This is a genomic window from Xenococcus sp. PCC 7305, from assembly GCF_000332055.1.
Taxonomy (GTDB): Bacteria; Cyanobacteriota; Cyanobacteriia; order Cyanobacteriales; family Xenococcaceae; genus Xenococcus.
This window is the reverse complement of the sequence record NZ_ALVZ01000087.1, coordinates 1-16,468: the sequence shown is the minus strand read 5'-3', so window position 1 is coordinate 16,468 and position 16,468 is coordinate 1. Positions and strand designations below refer to the sequence as shown.

Here is a 16,468-nt window from a genome sequence, read left to right as displayed (position 1 = left end):
TGTCTTAAGATTCCATACTTTTATAGTATGATCTCCACTTCCACTAACAATACGTTGTCCATCATTACTTATTGCCACACTGCGAACTGAGCCGGAATGACCTTCAAGAGTGTTCTCTAAATCTCCTGTCTTAAGGTTCCACACTTTTATAGTATGGTCCCCACCCCCACTAATAATGCGTTGTCCATCACTACTTATTACTAAACTACGAACATCATCAGAATGACCTTCAAGAGTATTTTCTAAATTTCCTGTCTTAAGGTTCCACACTTTTATAGTGTCGTCTTCACTTCCACTAACAATATGTTGTCCATTACTGCTTATTGCTAAGCTGCGTACTAGGTCAGAGTGCCCCTCTATATTAAGTGCTAAGTTATATTGAAAGTTGGGGTTATGAGTAATAGAATTATTATTGATTGTTTCGAGTTGCTCACTATTACTAACTGAATTTGGGGTGTAAGTTCTTACCTCTGCCTCTAAAGAAACAGGTTTATCAATTGTAGGCTGTGCTTCTGATACTTCAGAAACAGGTTTTTCAATGATAGGTTGTACTTCTGACACTTCGGAATTAAAAACAAATGAACCAATTAAAGAAGAAGACTCCCAAGGAATTTGTAGCCCATTAGTTTCTTGAAATACTCCTTCTCTTACTTTTTTGAACATCAACTCCACATCCAAATTAGGATCACGAATATGCTTCAATAAATGAGAAGTATAAGTGCCATTGCGCCCATCACCATCCTTGGATAATCCTCCAGGTCTAGTAGCATAAGCAATTAGAGTACCTGTAGTAGACTGAACTGCGGCTAATCCTCTTTGATTTGAGCGCCATTGTTGGGGGAATGGATTATCTCGACAAGCATCTAAGATCACGATATTTGCTCCATTTCCTGCATCTTCCATCGCACCAAGGACTCTTCCGACAGGAAAGGCTAAGTAGCGCGCATCTTGCGAGCGATTGAGTTGGGAACCTATTGGGATTAAATAATTTTCACCATCAACTTGAACTCCATGTCCCGCATAATAAAACAAGCCGACCCCTCCTCGCTTTAATTGACTACTCAACTTCTCTAATGATTCTTCCATCTCTTTTAAATCAGCATTAGTTAATAAAATGACTTCAAATCCGACCTCTCGAAGTACCTCAGTAATATCGTTTGCATCATTAACCGGATTATTTAATTGTCCTTGACTGTAATTAGCATTACCAATAACTAAAGCAATCCGTCTTTGCTGTTCGGGGTTCTGGGTTATTAATGGCTGTAGAAAATCTTTTTTCCCATCTGTAATGATATTAGTCGCATGTTTTCTCATGAGCGATTGCTCAATTCCAGTTTTAGCTTTCCGAGAACCTAGGAAAAAAAACGCAAGAAGAGAGATTATAGCAATAATTCCCCTATAAAAAGGTTTTTTCATCATATTACTGCTTAGGAAACATCTAAAAATCAATTTGTCAGTTAAAGTTTGGAGGCAAAAGCACTTGGTCAATAACAATAACAATTAAATTATCATTGAATCCAATAGATATTTCCGCCGTAGCTTCATTTAATTTAACCTTCGTATTTTGATTAGGTAAAATTTCACCAGAAATTTGTAGCTCACTTCCTTCTAACGTGTTCACTTTTCCCTGTTTGAGCTGATCATCTGTGATAATTTGAGGAACAAGGTGATATTTTAATAGCCTTGCCATCTGTCCTGGCTCAGACAAGCGTTCTCGAACATCTTTTGGCAATTTTGCAAAAGCTTTATCCGTAGGGGCTAGAACAGTAATTGGATCATCATTTTGAGTTAATTTAGATCCCAAATCATTGACGGATATTAAAAAACCAAAAACTTGAACTTCATGAGTTTCCAGCCATTGTAAAGGATTAGTCTTAGAACCACGATTAAGATTGGCCGCAGGACTGAAAAAACTAGAAGAGGGATAAAAAAATTGAGCTAGAACATTAGAACTGACAAATAAACTAATCAAAGCTAGTACTAATGTGTTAATTACAGTTTTCATCTAAATATAAAGTCCTTGACAAAGCAAAATAAGAGACTATTCGTTCTTAAGTATTATTTTAATTAACAACTGTAGAGTATAAGCTTAATAAAATATTTCTTATTTTTCATTTAACGGGCGAATTTACCGTTAGATAAGCAATCATGCTTGACCAAGTTACAGTTTGATGGCGCAAATATTTCGTAAAGACACGTTGCACTGTTTCAATTTCTCCAGTGGTCAGAGTTTTCTCCAAATGACCTCGGTAAGGCGATCGCGGATAAGATTTTCGCTTTGGCGCAAACCAGCGCTCTAATAACTGAGTTGTAATCAAGAGATCTGTTTGCGATCGCTCTTGCTCCACTTTAACGGTTAGTCCAGCTTGTTCTAAATCTTCTTGCAAATCAACACTGTCCCAATTAATCATCGGATCGGATGGATTATCGTAGATAGCTTCTTCGGCTGTTTTTAATTTCGCCAACAATTTTGAGTTTAACCAAGCAGGTTGGAGTAAATCGTAAAGTCTCTGCGTATAACGAGGAACGGTTTCAGCTAAGATGAATCTTCCATCAGTACTCAACCAGGGGATTAAGTTTTTTAATACTACTACTTTGTCTGGTTCCGACATCAGCACATTGCGCCCCATAATACAGTCAAAGCAAAGATCGCTCGCTTGCTGCGCTAAAAGGGCAGGTAATTCACTCAAATTTGTGGTTAATACTATTGGTCGTAGCAGTTCAGGTAAGATAGCAGCTTGCTCTTGAAGAGCTTCAGCTTCAGTGTGACTCCTAACGCAAGCATAAACACCTCCTTCGGGAACTTGCCGCAAAGCCTCCCAAGTGAGTAAGCCAGTTTTGGCATTGAGATCGAGAAGCAAATCATGGCGTTGCAGTTGGGCTGAAGCAAACAGACGATCTCTAGTTTCCCCTAGCTGTTTTCCCACTTGGCTCACTGTACGTTGCAACCAGAGATCGCTTTGTTGATCTGGTTCTCCATAGGTCAACATTTCTATTGAACTGGTACCAATACCTTCTATTTGCGCTGCTAGTTGGGCTTCTCGACGACGAGCAACTTGAGTTTTGATCTCGGCCTCTTGGCCCATATCGGAGGGTTGATAAAATACTCGACCCCGTAAACTACTTGGCAAATATTGCTGTTCCACCCAATGATCTCGATAGGCATGGGGATAGATATAATTTGCGCCATGACCCAATCCCTTCTTATCTCGGTTGGCATCTTTGAGATGATTGGGAATATCGCTTTGTTGTTCTTGTTCTACTGCGGCTAGGGCATCAAAAAATCCCATAATACTATTAGATTTGGCAGCTGTCGCTAAATATAGTGTTGCCTGAGCAAGCGGATAACGTCCTTCAGGCATCCCAACTCTGTCGAATGCTTGGGCGCAGGAATTAACTATGGTCACGGCATTGGGGTCTGCTAATCCGATATCTTCACTGGCAAGAATCAGCAACCGACGTAAAATAAACCGAGGATCTTCCCCCGCATAAACCATCTTGGCTAACCAATATAAAGCCGCATCGGGATCGGAACCGCGTACACTTTTAATAAAAGCACTAATAGTATCAAAATGAGCATCTCCTTCTTTGTCATAGAGAACAGCTCGCTGCTGGATCGATTCTTCGGCTACTGCTAAATTGATGAGAATTTTCCCATCATCATTTGGTTGTGTCGTTTCGACTGCAAGTTCGATCGCGTTTAGCAGCGATCGCGCGTCGCCATTAGCTACATTGGTTAAATGCTTCAGAGCTTCCGGCTCAATCTGGACATTGAATTTGCCATATCCGCGATCGCAATTAGTTAATGCCTGTTGAATAACTTGAGCTAGATCTTCGGTAGTTAACGGTTTGAGTTGAAACAGACGTGAGCGGCTAACTAAAGCTTTATTCACTTCAAAATAGGGGTTTTCGGTAGTGGCTCCGATGAGAATAATGGTGCCATTTTCGACCCATGGCAGTAGGGCATCTTGTTGGGATTTGTTGAAGCGATGGACTTCATCGACGAAGAGAATAGTTTTTTGTTGATGATATTTGCCTTGATTGGTAGCTGTCGCGATCGCCTCTCGAATATCCTTGACTCCAGCTAGGACGGCATTGATAGCTATAAAATGAGCGCGGGTAGTTTGGGCAATGATACGAGCTAAAGTAGTTTTACCTGTTCCTGGAGGACCAAAGAAAATAAGTGAAGATAGTTGGTCAGCAATAATAGCCCGACGCAGTAAACGCCCTGCTCCAATGATATGATCCTGTCCCACGAATTCATCTAAAGTTCGAGGACGCATTCGATCTGCTAAGGGTGCTTCTGCTTTAACTTGTTGCTGATAGCTATGCTCGAATAAATCCATAAATGTGGAATGCGATGGCTCAAGAAGCTAAAAGTTTTTACCTGAAATATGGTTTTACACCACTAAATGATGACGAATTCTTGCTTATCTTGCCGATAAAAACGATTATTGCTAGTTGTGATTAATTTTCAATTTTTTTTTAGTATAAGAATTGAAATCAATACTAGAGGAAAACCAATTAAATAATTACATGTTTTTATAAAAACTGCTAAATAGTACAACATTAAGAATATTATAATTGCAGAGAATTTATCCGACTCTTGATTATTATAAAAGTGTGAGGGGTAAATCAAAATTTTAAGATGGAGAAAATTTATGATTATCTCTGATTTAGTGTTTGTTGACGACATCATAGTCCCCTCCGTGACTGGTGGTACTCGGGGGAGCGCATGGGTTACAACATATGGTCAAGAACAATATGCTTTTTCAAGTGTTAATAATTGGCCGGCAATTGATAATTCTTCCCTAAGGGGATTTCCTATCACTATAATTAACACCCTAGATTTAAACTTGTTGGTTAGGATTACTTAAAAGTGAATATATAGTAGTCCATCAAAATGATTTTGACAGGCATTATCAGATTTGAGAAGGTGAACATAAAAGGGAGCATCCAACTTTTTCACCTTCTCAGTTTTTTGCGTTTTGTCCAGTGTGTAACAACCTTGAATTATTCATCCAACCAGCGAACTGCATCTTTGGCGTGATAAGTCAGAATAAGATCTGCACCAGAACGTTTAAAACTAGTCAGGGTTTCCAACGTGACTTTTTTCTCATCAATCCAACCATTAAGCGCCGCAGCTTTAACCATGGAATATTCCCCCGAAACATTGTAGGCAGCTACGGGAAGATTCGTCATTTCTTTAACTCGCCAGATAATATCCATATAAGCTAGAGCAGGTTTCACCATCAGCATATCTGCACCTTCAGCAATATCCAAAGCAACTTCTTTTAAAGCTTCTGTGCCATTGGCAGGGTCCATTTGATAAGTTCTGCGATCGCCAAATTGAGGGGCAGATTCGGCTGCATCACGGAAAGGACCATAATAAGCAGACGAGTATTTAGCCGCATAGGAAAGAATGGGAATATCTGGGAAGCCAGCTTCATCTAAGCCTTGGCGAATAGTTGTGACAAACCCATCCATCATTCCCGAAGGCGCAATAATATCCACCCCAGCTTGAGCTTGAGATACCGCAGTTTTCTTTAACAACTCCAAAGTCGGATCGTTAAGCACTTTTCCCGAAAGATCGCCCACTTCTAGATATCCGCAATGACCGTGAGGCGTATATTCACAAAGGCAAGTATCAGCAATCACGACCAAATCGGGAACAGCTTCTTTCACTGCGGTTGCTGCCTTTTGGACAATCCCACAATCATGCCAGGCGCCAGTGGCTTCCGCATCTTTATCTTCTGGAATACCGAATAAAATAATTGAGGGAATGCCGAGATCATAAACTTCCTTGGCCTCTTCGACAATTTTGTCCACCGAAAGTTGATACACTCCAGGCATCGATACAACTTCTTTGGCGATCGCATCTCCCGGCACGGCAAATAAAGGATAAATAAGATCTTTCGCCGTCACCGTAGTTTCTTGTACCATGCGGCGTAATTGAGCATTTGCGCGGAGACGACGAGGGCGATGAGTTGGAAACATAATAGTTTATAATGAGCAAAGTATACTAAAATCTACAGATGCTGTTTAGTAACAGACTACTAAGTTTAAAGCTAATCCCTGTTACAAAGATACTAACTGTAGTATTCCTCAATGTTTTGTAATGTTTGTCCGTCAGTTTTCGGTAAAGTTAGTTACAATGACTCTATATGAAGTCAGCTAGAATCCTTCTAGAGCTTCTCAACAAGGGGCCGTAACGGTTTCGACAGGTTGGTGAAAGCTAATCTGTGATTCAGGTCGAGAGAGAGTCCACTCTCGCAAATAAAGACTCAAAATCTAAATATAGATGCAAACAACATCGTAAAATTCGAGCGCCAGGCTGTATTTGCCTAGACCCAAACTGTGGTCTGCTCGCTTTTAGTTCCGACTCCGTTAGGCGCTAAAACGAAACCCCAACGGATGCACTCTTTAGTTACTTCTGGTTGACTAATGCAGTAAAGACTTCACTAGAAAATCCTGCCATCAGGGATAATTGATGGTTCCCGTTCTGAGGGTCAGAAGAACTAAACCTGTGAATGAGCGGAAAGTCAATAATCAGTCTGGACAGCAGTTCGACTCTGCTCGGCTCCATTTTTCTTCAGGAATATCAGAAATTCAAGCTGGGGTTTTCCACAAAAACTTCAGCTTTTCCACATTTTTTTGCGACTTTTCCACAAAAAATAAAGATATTTTTAAATCAATTTCCTGTTTTTTAGGTAAACTAAAAGCTTTTTTTAACCAATCCATTTGATTTCATCTTCTTCATTTTTTTCTGTTTGAGGTTTGTTTTGCTCTAGCTGATGAGTTTTTTGAGTAGGGGTTTCTGGTGTTGCTATTTTCCTAGGAGACCGAAGGTCTTGGGGACTACTGATCTGATAAATGGTGCTCTTGGGGGATACACTGAGTTCTCGGGGAAATAAGTTCATCAAGAAGAAATCAAGTGTTTTCGACTTGAGCAATCCTTGAAGAACAGCAACTGAACCAAAACGAATTCCTGTCCGCTTTTGCTCTTCTAATATGGCGTCAATATGTTCTGCTTCTATGAGGGCAGAACTTTTTAAGTAGTAACCCAAAGGCTTTCTGTTGCGCTCTCTTGTTAGTACCCACCAATCTTGGGCAAAAAAATCAGCAGTTTCCTGTTTAATCCAACCTCTCATAGCGACAATTTCTCCCAAACGCAAATCTGGATAGTAAATTTGATCTTGCAAGGCTAACTCAATTTGGGGAGAGGAAACCAAATGTGCTTCCTGCAAAATAACTCCTAGATGTTTGGGTTGAATTATCTTTCTGGGCTGAGTTGAAAAAGAATAAGATTTACACATAGAATAGCTTCAACTTTCAAATAATTACCTGGTAATTATGAAAATAATTATGATATTACTACAACAAATAATTTTAGATTCTAGCTGAATTAATTTACGTTGGCATTGATTTAGCTAAATCATCATCAAAAACAGTAATTGATCTAAGTATAAATTCAAAAAATTAAATACCTTTCAAGCGAATCTCAGTGAAAATGCTTACTTTTGACAAAAAAAATTGATTGCTATAATTTGGGAATAAAGTGATCGAAATATGTTTCAATTATGGTGAAATGTTTGTCTGGGCAAGAAGATCTAACTCCCTCTCAGAATTCCTCGTCTAATTCAAATTACAAACAACCTCTAGGGGAAATTCTCCTTGAAGCAGGGCTAGTTTCGATGTGCCAGATTGAGATTGCTTTAGAGACTCAAAAAAAATCTGATTTAAAAATTGGAGAAATACTAGCAGCTAACGGTTTTATCAAACAAGAAATAGCTAATTTTTTTGCTGATAGATGGTTAAATCTTATTCAAAAACAGGAAAGAAGACCTTTAGCATTTTATTTATATGCAGCAGGTTTGTTAGATAAAAAGCAACTCTCGGTTTTAAAACAAAAGCAAAAGCATAAAAAAATAAACTCGGAAACTAGACTTCATTTCCTGGCGATAGAACAAGGTTATGTGAAACAAGTGACTGTTAATTTTTTTCTCAAACACTTATTCGATATTTCTGATACCCAAAATTTATCCTTTACGAAGCCCTATGAACTTATCAAAAATTATATTAATGGAGAGACCAACTTTCAAGGATTAGAACTCAACCAAATACCTTTGAATGGAGTGAAATTAAAAAAAGTAATACTAGACAATTCTAATTTAAAAAAAGTCAACCTAAATAATAGTAATTTAAGTTCTTCTAGTTTAGTTGGAGCCAATCTAACATTTGCGGATTTAGAATTAGCAAATTTATCTCAGGTTAATTTTACGAACGCTTGTTTAATTGAAGCTAATTTACGGGAAAGTAATTTAGAGCAAGCTAATTTTGAAACAGCAAACTTACAAGAAGCCGATTTGAGAGGAGCCAATTTACTGAATGCCTCTTTTGCCTCTGCTGATCTTAGAGGTAGTAAGTTGACACCAAACTATTCCTATGAAGTTTATTACGACAAAAAGACTATTTTCGACACTAATTTTAACCCTATCAAGGCAGGTTGGAAATTACGTACAGATATAATACCTACTCCCCCCAGTAAAAGATAAGAGCAATCCAAGAAAAAAGTCATCCGATAGCAATCAAATGCTTAAAGAGAGATAAAGAAGTTCCAATTATTCGGAAGAAAAGTTAGCTAAATCTTTTTCTCTACAACAAGCGATCGCATAATAGAAAGCTAACCTAACACTAAAATGCTTTCTGATTGGCTATTATTAAATTGAGTAACTATATCAAAATTATCACGCAAAATATTGACAATCTTTGATGTTGGACTATTGCCAATCCTTAAATATATAAACTTTGGAGGGTGCCCAAACAGAATACTCCGTTGATGGAAATCTGAATCTTTAGAAATAATCACATAGTCATTTTCTTTAGCATAATCCCAAATAATAAGATCATCAGTATTGGTTAATCCTAGGGTTTTAACGTGAACAGAGTTAGGAAATAAATCTATAATTTTAGGAATAATTTTATCCGAAAGATTTTCATCTAATAATAATTTCACAAGGTTGCAATAAATAATTTTTTCTCTCGTTCTGCGGCGAAAGCCAAACATGCCTTGATGTCTTCAGAAGTTAATTCTGAGAAATCTTCGATTATTTCCGCTTCGCTCATCCCACCTGCTAAATATTCTAAAATATCGTAAACTGTAATCCGCATTCCTCTAATGCAAGGTTTTCCACTACGTTTTCCAGACTCAATAGTGATGATATCTTTATAGTTCATAATTTTATCTGCAACATTATGTTTATTTTAAAGCAACGTACATTTTTTAAGTGCAAACTTGTTGAATTAAGAGAAAATGAGGAGGTTCACTCATTCTCTACAGCAAGAGATCGCGACAAGACAGTTATCAGTTATCAGTTGGAAAAATCAAGAGCGATCGCATTTTCCAATCTCTAGAACAAGTGATCGCAATGCGATCCGATGGTCGATGGCGTTGCATAGATGTTTTTCAAAATTTCTAATTTGCTCCTGTTTCCAAAATTGTCCTAGACTGTCCTGGACAAAATTCTATTTCCGAAGCATATGATAGGAACTGGATTCTTTTAACTGAAATACTTAAACTTTATGAGCGATCGCATAATCTATCATATTACTTCTGCCCAAGAATGGGATCTTGCCCAATCCCAGGGAGAATATGAACCTCGTCAATTTGCTGCTGAAGGCTTTATTCATTGCTCCCATGCCCATCAATTAGAAGCTGTAATGAAGAGATTTTTTCAGGGGCAAACTGATCTGGTTGTCTTAGAAATTAATTCTGCTGCCTTAAAATGTGATGTGATTGAGGAAAATCTTGAAGGTGGAGCCGAACTATATCCCCATATTTATGGAAAACTACCTCTAGATGCGGTGATAGACTGCAAGTACTTCTAGCTTAGAGAACGAGTGCTGCTGTGCGGAAGTAATAGGTAATAAGTAATAAGTAATAAGTAATAAGTAAGATGTTGATTCTGATTTCTCCAGCCAAAACTCTAGACTTTGAAACCCCATCGAGCATTTCCACATATACCCAACCCGATTTTTTAGATAAAACTAGTCAACTAGTAGGGCAACTTCGGCAATTATCCCCAACGGAAATATCTAGCTTGCTGAAAATCAGTCCAAAACTGGGCGAATTAAATAACCAGCGTTATCAAACCTGGCAACAGTCTTGCGATCGCAATAATTCTAAACAGGCTATTCTCGCCTTTAAAGGAGATGTCTATCAAGGACTAGACATCGAAAGCTTTAGTCCCGCAGATCTTGATTTTGCCCAAGAACATTTACGTATTTTATCTGGACTATACGGGATTTTACGACCATTAGATCTCATTCAACCCTATCGTCTGGAGATGGGAACTAAATTGAATCAAGATCAATTTTCTGGCTTACCAGCCAATCTCTATAAATTCTGGGGTGATCAACTGACTCAAGTTATTAATAATCAACTGGAAAAACAAAATAGTAAATTTATAGTTAATCTTGCTTCCAATGAATATTTTAAGTCGGTAAATACTAAACTATTACAAGCAGAAATTATCACACCAATATTTAAAGATTGGAAAAATGATAAATATAAAATAATTAGTTTCTATGCCAAAAAAGCCCGTGGCCTCATGGCAGCTTATATTATTAAAAATAAACTGGTAAATATTGAAGATATCAAGAATTTTACTGAAGCTGGGTATAGTTACAATGGAGGACTATCCCAAGAGAATAAATTAGTCTTTACTCGTAATTAAATGTATTCATAAAGACTTCCGAGATTACTCGAAGATTTACCTAAAACCTAAAACCTAAAACCTTTTGTTGCTTGATGACAATACTAAAAGTTGCTGAATTAGGAAATCCGATCTTAAGATGCCAGGCTAAATCTATAGACATGTTTTCTGAGCCGAAAATTGTCAAACTCATTGACGATCTAATTTCCACAGCCGAACTAAATAATGGAGTGGGAATTGCTGCACCACAAGTGTCGGAATCTTATAGATTATTTATTGTGGCTTCTCGTCCTAACATTCGCTATCCCCAGGCTCCCAAAATGAGTCCAACCGCGATAATTAATCCAATCATTACTTCCTATAGCAGTGAAATCGTCAAAGATTGGGAAGGTTGCTTGAGTGTTCCTGGGTTTAGAGGGTTGGTTCCTCGCGATCGCGCTATTGAAGTTGAATATACTAATATTGCTGGCGATCGCGTAAGAAAAATTTTCACGGATTTTATTGCCCGTATCTTTCAACATGAGCTTGATCACCTTGACGGTCTGGTTTTTCTGGATCGCTTAGAAAGTAGTGAAGATTTATACACAGAAGCGGAATATGAAAAAAGGATGAGGGATGAAGGATGAGGGATGAGGAAATACGTAATGAGGAAATACGTAATAATAAATAGCAAGTAATCTCGAATACCTCACTTTGTTATGGTCAAGACTGCTAGTTTGCCCGCGAATTCATCTAGTATTATTGCCCTCGACGTAGAAGGCATGAAATGTGCCGGCTGTGTCAAAGCAGTAGAAAAGCAATTACAACAAAATCCTGGTGTAATCTCGGCTTGCGTGAATTTGATCACAGAAGTTGCTGTGGTCGAGTATGAACCAGAACAAATACAACCAGCAACTTTAGCCTATAAGCTCACTCAAACAGGCTTTCCTTCAGAAATTCGTCCCACAGGCGATCGCAGCATTTCGGATAAAGCGGAACAAGCCAAAGACAAGCGCCAACAGCAACAAAATCAGCAATTCTGGCAACTCATCACCGCCGCTGTTTTACTTATTTTCTCAAGTATTGGTCATCTCCATCATCTGGGTTTGCCGAGTGTTCCTCTGCTGACAAATATCTGGTTTCACTGGGCACTAGCAACTCTGGCATTGTTAATCCCTGGGCGTAATCTAATTATTGATGGAGCGAGAAGTTTTTACCATCAAATGCCCAATATGAATAGCTTAGTCGGTCTGGGGACTGTTAGTGCCTATACTGCTAGTTGTTTTGCCTTATTTTTCCCGCAATTGGGTTGGCAATGTTTTTTCGATGAGCCTGTGATGCTGCTAGGTTTTATTTTTTTGGGGCGCACCTTAGAAGCGAGGGCGCGTTATCGGGCTTCTGCTGCTTTGGAAAAATTGGTAGCTCTGCAACCGAGCACAGCTCGTTTAGTCTCCAATCAAGCTAATGTTTCCGAAAATCCTAATCTTAAAATACCTGTAGAACAAGTCCGAGTTGGGGAATGGCTGCGGGTTTTTCCAGGAGAAAAAATTCCCACCGATGGCACCATCATGGTGGGAGAAACCAAGATTGATGAATCCATGCTGACCGGGGAATCGATCGCAGTGCAAAAGGTCGCAGGCGATCGCGTTTTTGCTGGGACAATTAATCAAGAAGCTGCTTTCGCTTTTCAAGTGACGGAAATTGGTAACTCCACAACTTTAGCGAGAATTATTGAATTGGTAGAATCAGCCCAAACTCGTAAAGCTCCGGTTCAACAATTGGCAGATACGGTAGCTGGCTATTTTGCCTATGGCGTAATGGCGATCGCGACTATCACTGGATTATTTTGGTACTTCATCGGGACAAATCTTTGGCCCCAGGTTCTCATGGTCAGTTCTGGCCCCATGCATCAGGCAATGGAGATGACCAATACTCTTGATGCCAACTCATCCCTAATCTCTTCAACTTCCCCGTTGCTACTAAGTTTACAACTTGTGATCGCAGTTTTGGTGATTGCTTGTCCCTGCGCTTTAGGTTTGGCAACTCCTACTGCTATTTTAGTCGGCACTGGCATGGGTGCTCAGCAAGGAATTCTAATTAAGGGCGGAGATATTTTAGAACAGGTTCAAAAACTCGACAAAATAGTCTTTGACAAAACGGGAACTCTAACTGAGGGCAAATTACAAGTAAGCGCTATTGAAGCGATTAATAATCTAGATTCAACTAGTTTGTTACAAATGGCAGCCGCGGTGGAAGCTCAGAGTAATCATCCTTTGGCGATCGCAATTGTGAACCATGCCCAGCAACAGGAATTGCCCTTATTAACCGCAACTGACATTCAGGCCAAACCAGGATGGGGAATCTCCGGCATTATCGAGGGGGAAACTATTCTGTTGGGGAATCAAGATTGGCTTAATCAACATCAAATTACTTGGCCTCAAGAAATTCAAGAACGAGTCAATGCCCTATCCGCCACAGGGCAGACCATAGTTTACTTGGCAAAATCAGGAGAACTTGAAGGTCTAATTGCCCTAAGAGATCAATTACGCTCTGATGCTCAGGCTACAGTTACTAAACTGCAAGCAATGGGTTTAGATACAATTCTCCTAACTGGCGATCGCGAAGAAATAGCACAACAAATTGCCGCAGAAGTTGGCATATCCCAAGTTTTTGCCCAAGTTAAACCAGAAGATAAAGCCAAAATTATTCAATCTCTACAAGGAACTCTGAGTCCAGAGCAGAATCTTAACCGAGTAGCTATGATAGGCGATGGCATTAATGACGCCCCAGCTCTAGCTCAATCTGATGTTGGGATATCTCTGCAAGCTAGCACTGACATTGCGATCGAAACTGCTGATATTATCTTGATGCAAAACAATCTTGCCGATGTCATAGAAGCGATCGCCTTAAGTAAAGCGACAGTGCAAAAAATTAGGCAAAATCTTTTCTGGGCCCTCGGTTATAATGCGATCGCAATCCCTTTAGCAGCCGGGGTTGCCTTGCCAAGCTATGGTTTATTGTTATCCCCCATCCTAGCTGCGATCGCTATGGCTTCTAGTTCTCTGATTGTCGTCACGAACTCATTACTTTTAAAAAATTACAAATGAAAACTGGGGTGTTAAAAGCCGTATCATTATCGTTGCACTGCGATCGTATTCACTTACTCTCAACTCTTTCTGTTGTTTGGGTTGATAATCGATCCTCATAAATCTCGCCGCGACATTCCCCAAAACCAACTCTTGCAAAACCTTTTTGTTCGCAGTATCCCCGTAGAATAACTCGATCGCCATCTTCGAGAAAAGATCGCATCTCATCAGTTGGTAGTTTAATCGGTTGAGAACCACGCTTAGTAATCTCTAGCAAAGAACCTTGAGAACCAGATTCAGCACCCGAAACAGTTCCGCTAGCGAGTAAATCTCCTGAACGCAGATTACAACCATTGCTAGTATGATGGGTGAGCATTTGGGCAATAGTCCAATACATCTGCTGAAAAGAAGCCTTACTTAGACTTACTGGTAACATTTCTTGTTCACGCATCTGTGCTGAACTCAAAAGAACTTCTACTGTGAGATTAATCCCACCTAGTTGAGCATCTAGTAGTGAGGAGAGATATTTGAGTGGCTTAGGATCAGCTTCAGGACGAACAAAAGCAGGACAACGGAAAGGTGCTAAAGCTTCTAGTGTTACAACCCAAGGGGAAATAGTCGTGGCAAAACTCTTGCCTAAGAAAGGGCCCAGAGGTTGATATTCCCAAGCTTGGATATCTCTTGCCGACCAATCATTAACCAAGCAAAGTCCGAATATATGTTCTTCGGCTTGGTCAATCGCAATAGATCGCCCCAACTCATTGCCAGAACTCACAAAAAAACCAACTTCCATTTCATAATCGAGAAATCGAGAATCTCCAAAAGTAGGGACTGATTCCTGAGAATTTTTTTGCTGACCTTGAGGTCGTTTAATCCTCGTGCCACTAGGGACAATAGAAGATGCTCGTCCATGATAACCAACGGGGATATATTTATAGTTGGGAAGTAGGGGGTTATCAGGGCGGAATAACTGTCCTACATTGGTAGCGTGAAAAATGGAGGCGTAAAAGTCAGTATAGTCGCCGATCTTAGCCGGGAGTAGCAATTTGGCCTCCGCGATCGGGACAAGGATGTTAGCTTCTGGAGGTGATTGTGAATTCTTTAGTCTTAATAGTTGGCTTAGGCGATCGCGTAATGTTGAGCTAGCCCAAGTTCCTAGGGCCATTAATTCATTTAAGTTAGACGATCTACAGGCCAAAGTTAAAGGTTCGGGTAGTTCTTGAAATAGCCCTAACTGGCAACAAGCGAACAGGTCGAGAATTTGCCTGCCGATTGCTACCCCAATGTGAGGAGTTCCCATTCGATTTTGATGACTAAATACTCCAAAGGGCAAATTTTGGATTGGAAAATCAGTTTCCTTGTCATTAGCTGATTCTATCCAACTGCGTAACTTAGGATCGTGAGTGTGATTAATTGGTCTATTCATAGTAGCTGCAATCTCCTAAGGCTATCTAGAGGTTCTTGAAATGAACAAGAACCGAAAGAACGGAAAAAGCATTTTCGAGATTCTTGTATTTCTGCGGGGTTCAAAGAGTGGTTTTGCCAGGTAATATCTTCTTCTTGAAATTTAAAATTGGCGAGGGATGATTCTTGTAAAACTGTTAATGCTTCGGATCGAGTTAATTTTTGCCAATAAACTAAGGCTGCTAGGATGCTAAGGTTGAGAAAACCTTGCATATTAACAGAAAAACTGTTTGTTTGATAGCTCACTACATAGTTCCCCGCTAAGGGATGATGCAGCCCAGCCGTTGCTTTAAAAGGAACTTGAGCCTCCGCACTGGCAAAAATAAATTGACAAAGTTGATCTACCTTCGGAAAAGCTCCCGCAGTCAGTCCCCCAGTACGGATCTTCGCGGAGGCATTTGTCTCTTTTAGTACCGCTAAATATAGTTCTAAATTTTCGTCAAGAGTAATTTCAAAAAATGATTCTATTTCCTTTGGGAGATGACTAATTGCCCTTGGAATTTCTCTGGGGGTTAATGGTTTAAATTCAACTGCTGCAATCTGGAGATGATTTTTCTGGTTAAACGCTTGAATTTGCTTAAGTTCTAATTCCCAATTTTCGGAGAGAATCACGCTGAGGGAGAAAGGTGCAACTAATGTCTTTACTGAGGATGAGGTGACAAGGTCGGCTTCTAACTCTGTCAATCGAGAGACAGGAAACACGAAGTGACCTAACATCCAATTTTCGCGAGTTTGGGAGTATTTACGGTAATTAGAGATCGCGCTTTGTAAACGGAGCTTTGCTGGGGGAAAAAGTCCAGCATAGTCGATAATTGCTGTTAGTAGTAATCTTGAGGATGCGGTCATTGTAATAACCTAGTTTAGCTGACTAACATGGTGATCGGATTGCAGTTCAGGATAATTTGCAATTATTGTCAAGATATAGCGCTACGCGCAAGTCAAAAGTCAAAAGTCAAAAGTCAAAAGTCAAAAGTCAAAAGTCAAAAGTTTACTAATGATCGGCTTGAGCTTTTACCAATGTCCTAAGCAAAATGCGCAGTGCTATATTACCCATTGTACGAGAAATTTGATTTTCTAGAACTAACCTACAATCTTGTGAAATATTGCCAGTTAAAACCTGTGACGGCATCTAACATTACAATAGTCTTAAGCCAAAACATTGCAATAATTTAGATAGCACGCCGTCCCCGATTCCCGATTCCCGATTCCCGATTCCCGATTCCC

The 16,468-nt window shown here is 39.6% G+C and carries 15 protein-coding genes and 1 other RNA gene; 6 read left to right on the top strand and 10 right to left on the bottom strand.

What is annotated here, in order from left to right; translation table 11 throughout:
* From XEN7305_RS29415 to hemB, 4 genes are all read right to left on the bottom strand, one after another.
* The coding region (locus XEN7305_RS29415) for a caspase family protein (RefSeq protein ID WP_193788912.1) at positions 1–1,314 on the bottom strand (1,314 nt) is incomplete at its 3' end.
* 139 nt (positions 1,315–1,453) lie between these two features.
* Positions 1,454–2,005 (bottom strand): fasciclin domain-containing protein, encoded by a 552-nt coding sequence (locus XEN7305_RS03230; RefSeq protein WP_006507903.1) that lies wholly within the window; start codon positions 2,003–2,005, stop codon positions 1,454–1,456.
* 106 nt (positions 2,006–2,111) lie between these two features.
* On the bottom strand, positions 2,112–4,346 hold the full coding sequence (locus XEN7305_RS03225) for an AAA family ATPase (protein ID WP_006507902.1): 2,235 nt from the start codon (positions 4,344–4,346) through the stop codon (positions 2,112–2,114).
* A 667-nt stretch (positions 4,347–5,013) separates the two neighbouring features.
* Positions 5,014–5,997, bottom strand: a complete 984-nt coding sequence (gene hemB, locus XEN7305_RS03220; RefSeq protein ID WP_006507900.1) for a porphobilinogen synthase — start codon at positions 5,995–5,997, stop codon at positions 5,014–5,016.
* A gap of 205 nt (positions 5,998–6,202) precedes the next feature.
* Here hemB and ssrA point away from each other — a divergent pair.
* Positions 6,203–6,588, top strand: a transfer-messenger RNA (tmRNA) gene (gene ssrA / locus XEN7305_RS27355).
* A 21-nt stretch (positions 6,589–6,609) separates the two neighbouring features.
* Here the strand turns inward: ssrA and XEN7305_RS29950 are convergent.
* Positions 6,610–6,741, bottom strand: a complete 132-nt coding sequence (locus tag XEN7305_RS29950) for a hypothetical protein (RefSeq protein WP_006507899.1) — start codon at positions 6,739–6,741, stop codon at positions 6,610–6,612.
* Entirely contained in the window at positions 6,729–7,316 is a 588-nt protein-coding gene (locus XEN7305_RS03215) for a hypothetical protein (protein WP_006507898.1), read from the bottom strand. The genes XEN7305_RS29950 and XEN7305_RS03215 overlap by 13 nt, the downstream gene beginning before the upstream one ends.
* A 264-nt stretch (positions 7,317–7,580) precedes the next feature.
* On the opposite strand from XEN7305_RS03215, the gene XEN7305_RS26340 reads away from it, so the two are divergent.
* A complete protein-coding gene (locus tag XEN7305_RS26340) occupies positions 7,581–8,555 on the top strand; it encodes a pentapeptide repeat-containing protein (protein WP_006507897.1) in 975 nt (324 codons plus the stop codon).
* A 128-nt stretch (positions 8,556–8,683) separates the two neighbouring features.
* On the opposite strand, the gene XEN7305_RS03200 is transcribed toward XEN7305_RS26340, so the two are convergent.
* Positions 8,684–9,016, bottom strand: a complete 333-nt coding sequence (locus tag XEN7305_RS03200) for a DUF5615 family PIN-like protein (RefSeq protein WP_040896597.1) — start codon at positions 9,014–9,016, stop codon at positions 8,684–8,686.
* Positions 9,013–9,237, bottom strand: coding sequence for a DUF433 domain-containing protein (locus tag XEN7305_RS03195; protein WP_006507895.1), 225 nt, complete (start codon positions 9,235–9,237; stop codon positions 9,013–9,015). The genes XEN7305_RS03200 and XEN7305_RS03195 overlap by 4 nt, the downstream gene beginning before the upstream one ends.
* Positions 9,238–9,582: 345 nt before the next feature.
* On the opposite strand from XEN7305_RS03195, the gene XEN7305_RS03190 reads away from it, so the two are divergent.
* The 4 genes from XEN7305_RS03190 (at position 9,583) to XEN7305_RS03175 (ending at position 13,801) form a co-directional block, all read left to right on the top strand.
* Positions 9,583–9,888 carry a DUF952 domain-containing protein gene (locus tag XEN7305_RS03190; RefSeq protein ID WP_006507894.1) on the top strand — a complete coding sequence of 102 codons (306 nt, stop codon included), beginning with the start codon at positions 9,583–9,585 and terminating at the stop codon, positions 9,886–9,888.
* A gap of 68 nt (positions 9,889–9,956) precedes the next feature.
* Entirely contained in the window at positions 9,957–10,736 is a 780-nt protein-coding gene (gene yaaA, locus XEN7305_RS03185; RefSeq protein ID WP_006507893.1) for a peroxide stress protein YaaA, read from the top strand.
* A gap of 74 nt (positions 10,737–10,810) precedes the next feature.
* A complete protein-coding gene (def, locus tag XEN7305_RS03180) occupies positions 10,811–11,341 on the top strand; it encodes a peptide deformylase (protein ID WP_006507892.1) in 531 nt (176 codons plus the stop codon).
* A 72-nt stretch (positions 11,342–11,413) separates the two neighbouring features.
* Positions 11,414–13,801 (top strand): cation-translocating P-type ATPase, encoded by a 2,388-nt coding sequence (locus XEN7305_RS03175; protein ID WP_006507891.1) that lies wholly within the window; start codon positions 11,414–11,416, stop codon positions 13,799–13,801.
* A 49-nt stretch (positions 13,802–13,850) separates the two neighbouring features.
* On the opposite strand, the gene fahA is transcribed toward XEN7305_RS03175, so the two are convergent.
* Together fahA and XEN7305_RS03165 are read right to left on the bottom strand one after the other, a co-directional pair.
* Positions 13,851–15,206 (bottom strand): fumarylacetoacetase, encoded by a 1,356-nt coding sequence (gene fahA / locus XEN7305_RS03170; RefSeq protein ID WP_006507890.1) that lies wholly within the window; start codon positions 15,204–15,206, stop codon positions 13,851–13,853.
* Positions 15,203–16,090, bottom strand: a complete 888-nt coding sequence (locus XEN7305_RS03165; protein WP_006507889.1) for a hypothetical protein — start codon at positions 16,088–16,090, stop codon at positions 15,203–15,205. Before XEN7305_RS03165 ends, fahA begins: the two co-directional genes overlap by 4 nt.
* Positions 16,091–16,468: the final 378 nt, after the last annotated feature.

Excerpts from the sequence above, each read along its gene's own strand:
- XEN7305_RS03230 (WP_006507903.1), bottom strand. The coding sequence starts at position 2,005 with ATGAAAACTGTAATTAACACATTAGTACTAGCTTTGATTAGTTTATTT.
- XEN7305_RS03225 (WP_006507902.1), bottom strand. The coding sequence starts at position 4,346 with ATGGATTTATTCGAGCATAGCTATCAGCAACAAGTTAAAGCAGAAGCA.
- hemB (WP_006507900.1), bottom strand. The coding sequence starts at position 5,997 with ATGTTTCCAACTCATCGCCCTCGTCGTCTCCGCGCAAATGCTCAATTA.
- XEN7305_RS29950 (WP_006507899.1), bottom strand. The coding sequence starts at position 6,741 with ATGGATTGGTTAAAAAAAGCTTTTAGTTTACCTAAAAAACAGGAAATT.
- XEN7305_RS03215 (WP_006507898.1), bottom strand. The coding sequence starts at position 7,316 with ATGTGTAAATCTTATTCTTTTTCAACTCAGCCCAGAAAGATAATTCAA.
- XEN7305_RS26340 (WP_006507897.1), top strand. The coding sequence starts at position 7,581 with ATGGTGAAATGTTTGTCTGGGCAAGAAGATCTAACTCCCTCTCAGAAT.
- XEN7305_RS03195 (WP_006507895.1), bottom strand. The coding sequence starts at position 9,237 with ATGAACTATAAAGATATCATCACTATTGAGTCTGGAAAACGTAGTGGA.
- XEN7305_RS03190 (WP_006507894.1), top strand. The coding sequence starts at position 9,583 with ATGAGCGATCGCATAATCTATCATATTACTTCTGCCCAAGAATGGGAT.
- yaaA (WP_006507893.1), top strand. The coding sequence starts at position 9,957 with ATGTTGATTCTGATTTCTCCAGCCAAAACTCTAGACTTTGAAACCCCA.
- def (WP_006507892.1), top strand. The coding sequence starts at position 10,811 with ATGACAATACTAAAAGTTGCTGAATTAGGAAATCCGATCTTAAGATGC.
- XEN7305_RS03175 (WP_006507891.1), top strand. The coding sequence starts at position 11,414 with ATGGTCAAGACTGCTAGTTTGCCCGCGAATTCATCTAGTATTATTGCC.
- fahA (WP_006507890.1), bottom strand. The coding sequence starts at position 15,206 with ATGAATAGACCAATTAATCACACTCACGATCCTAAGTTACGCAGTTGG.
- XEN7305_RS03165 (WP_006507889.1), bottom strand. The coding sequence starts at position 16,090 with ATGACCGCATCCTCAAGATTACTACTAACAGCAATTATCGACTATGCT.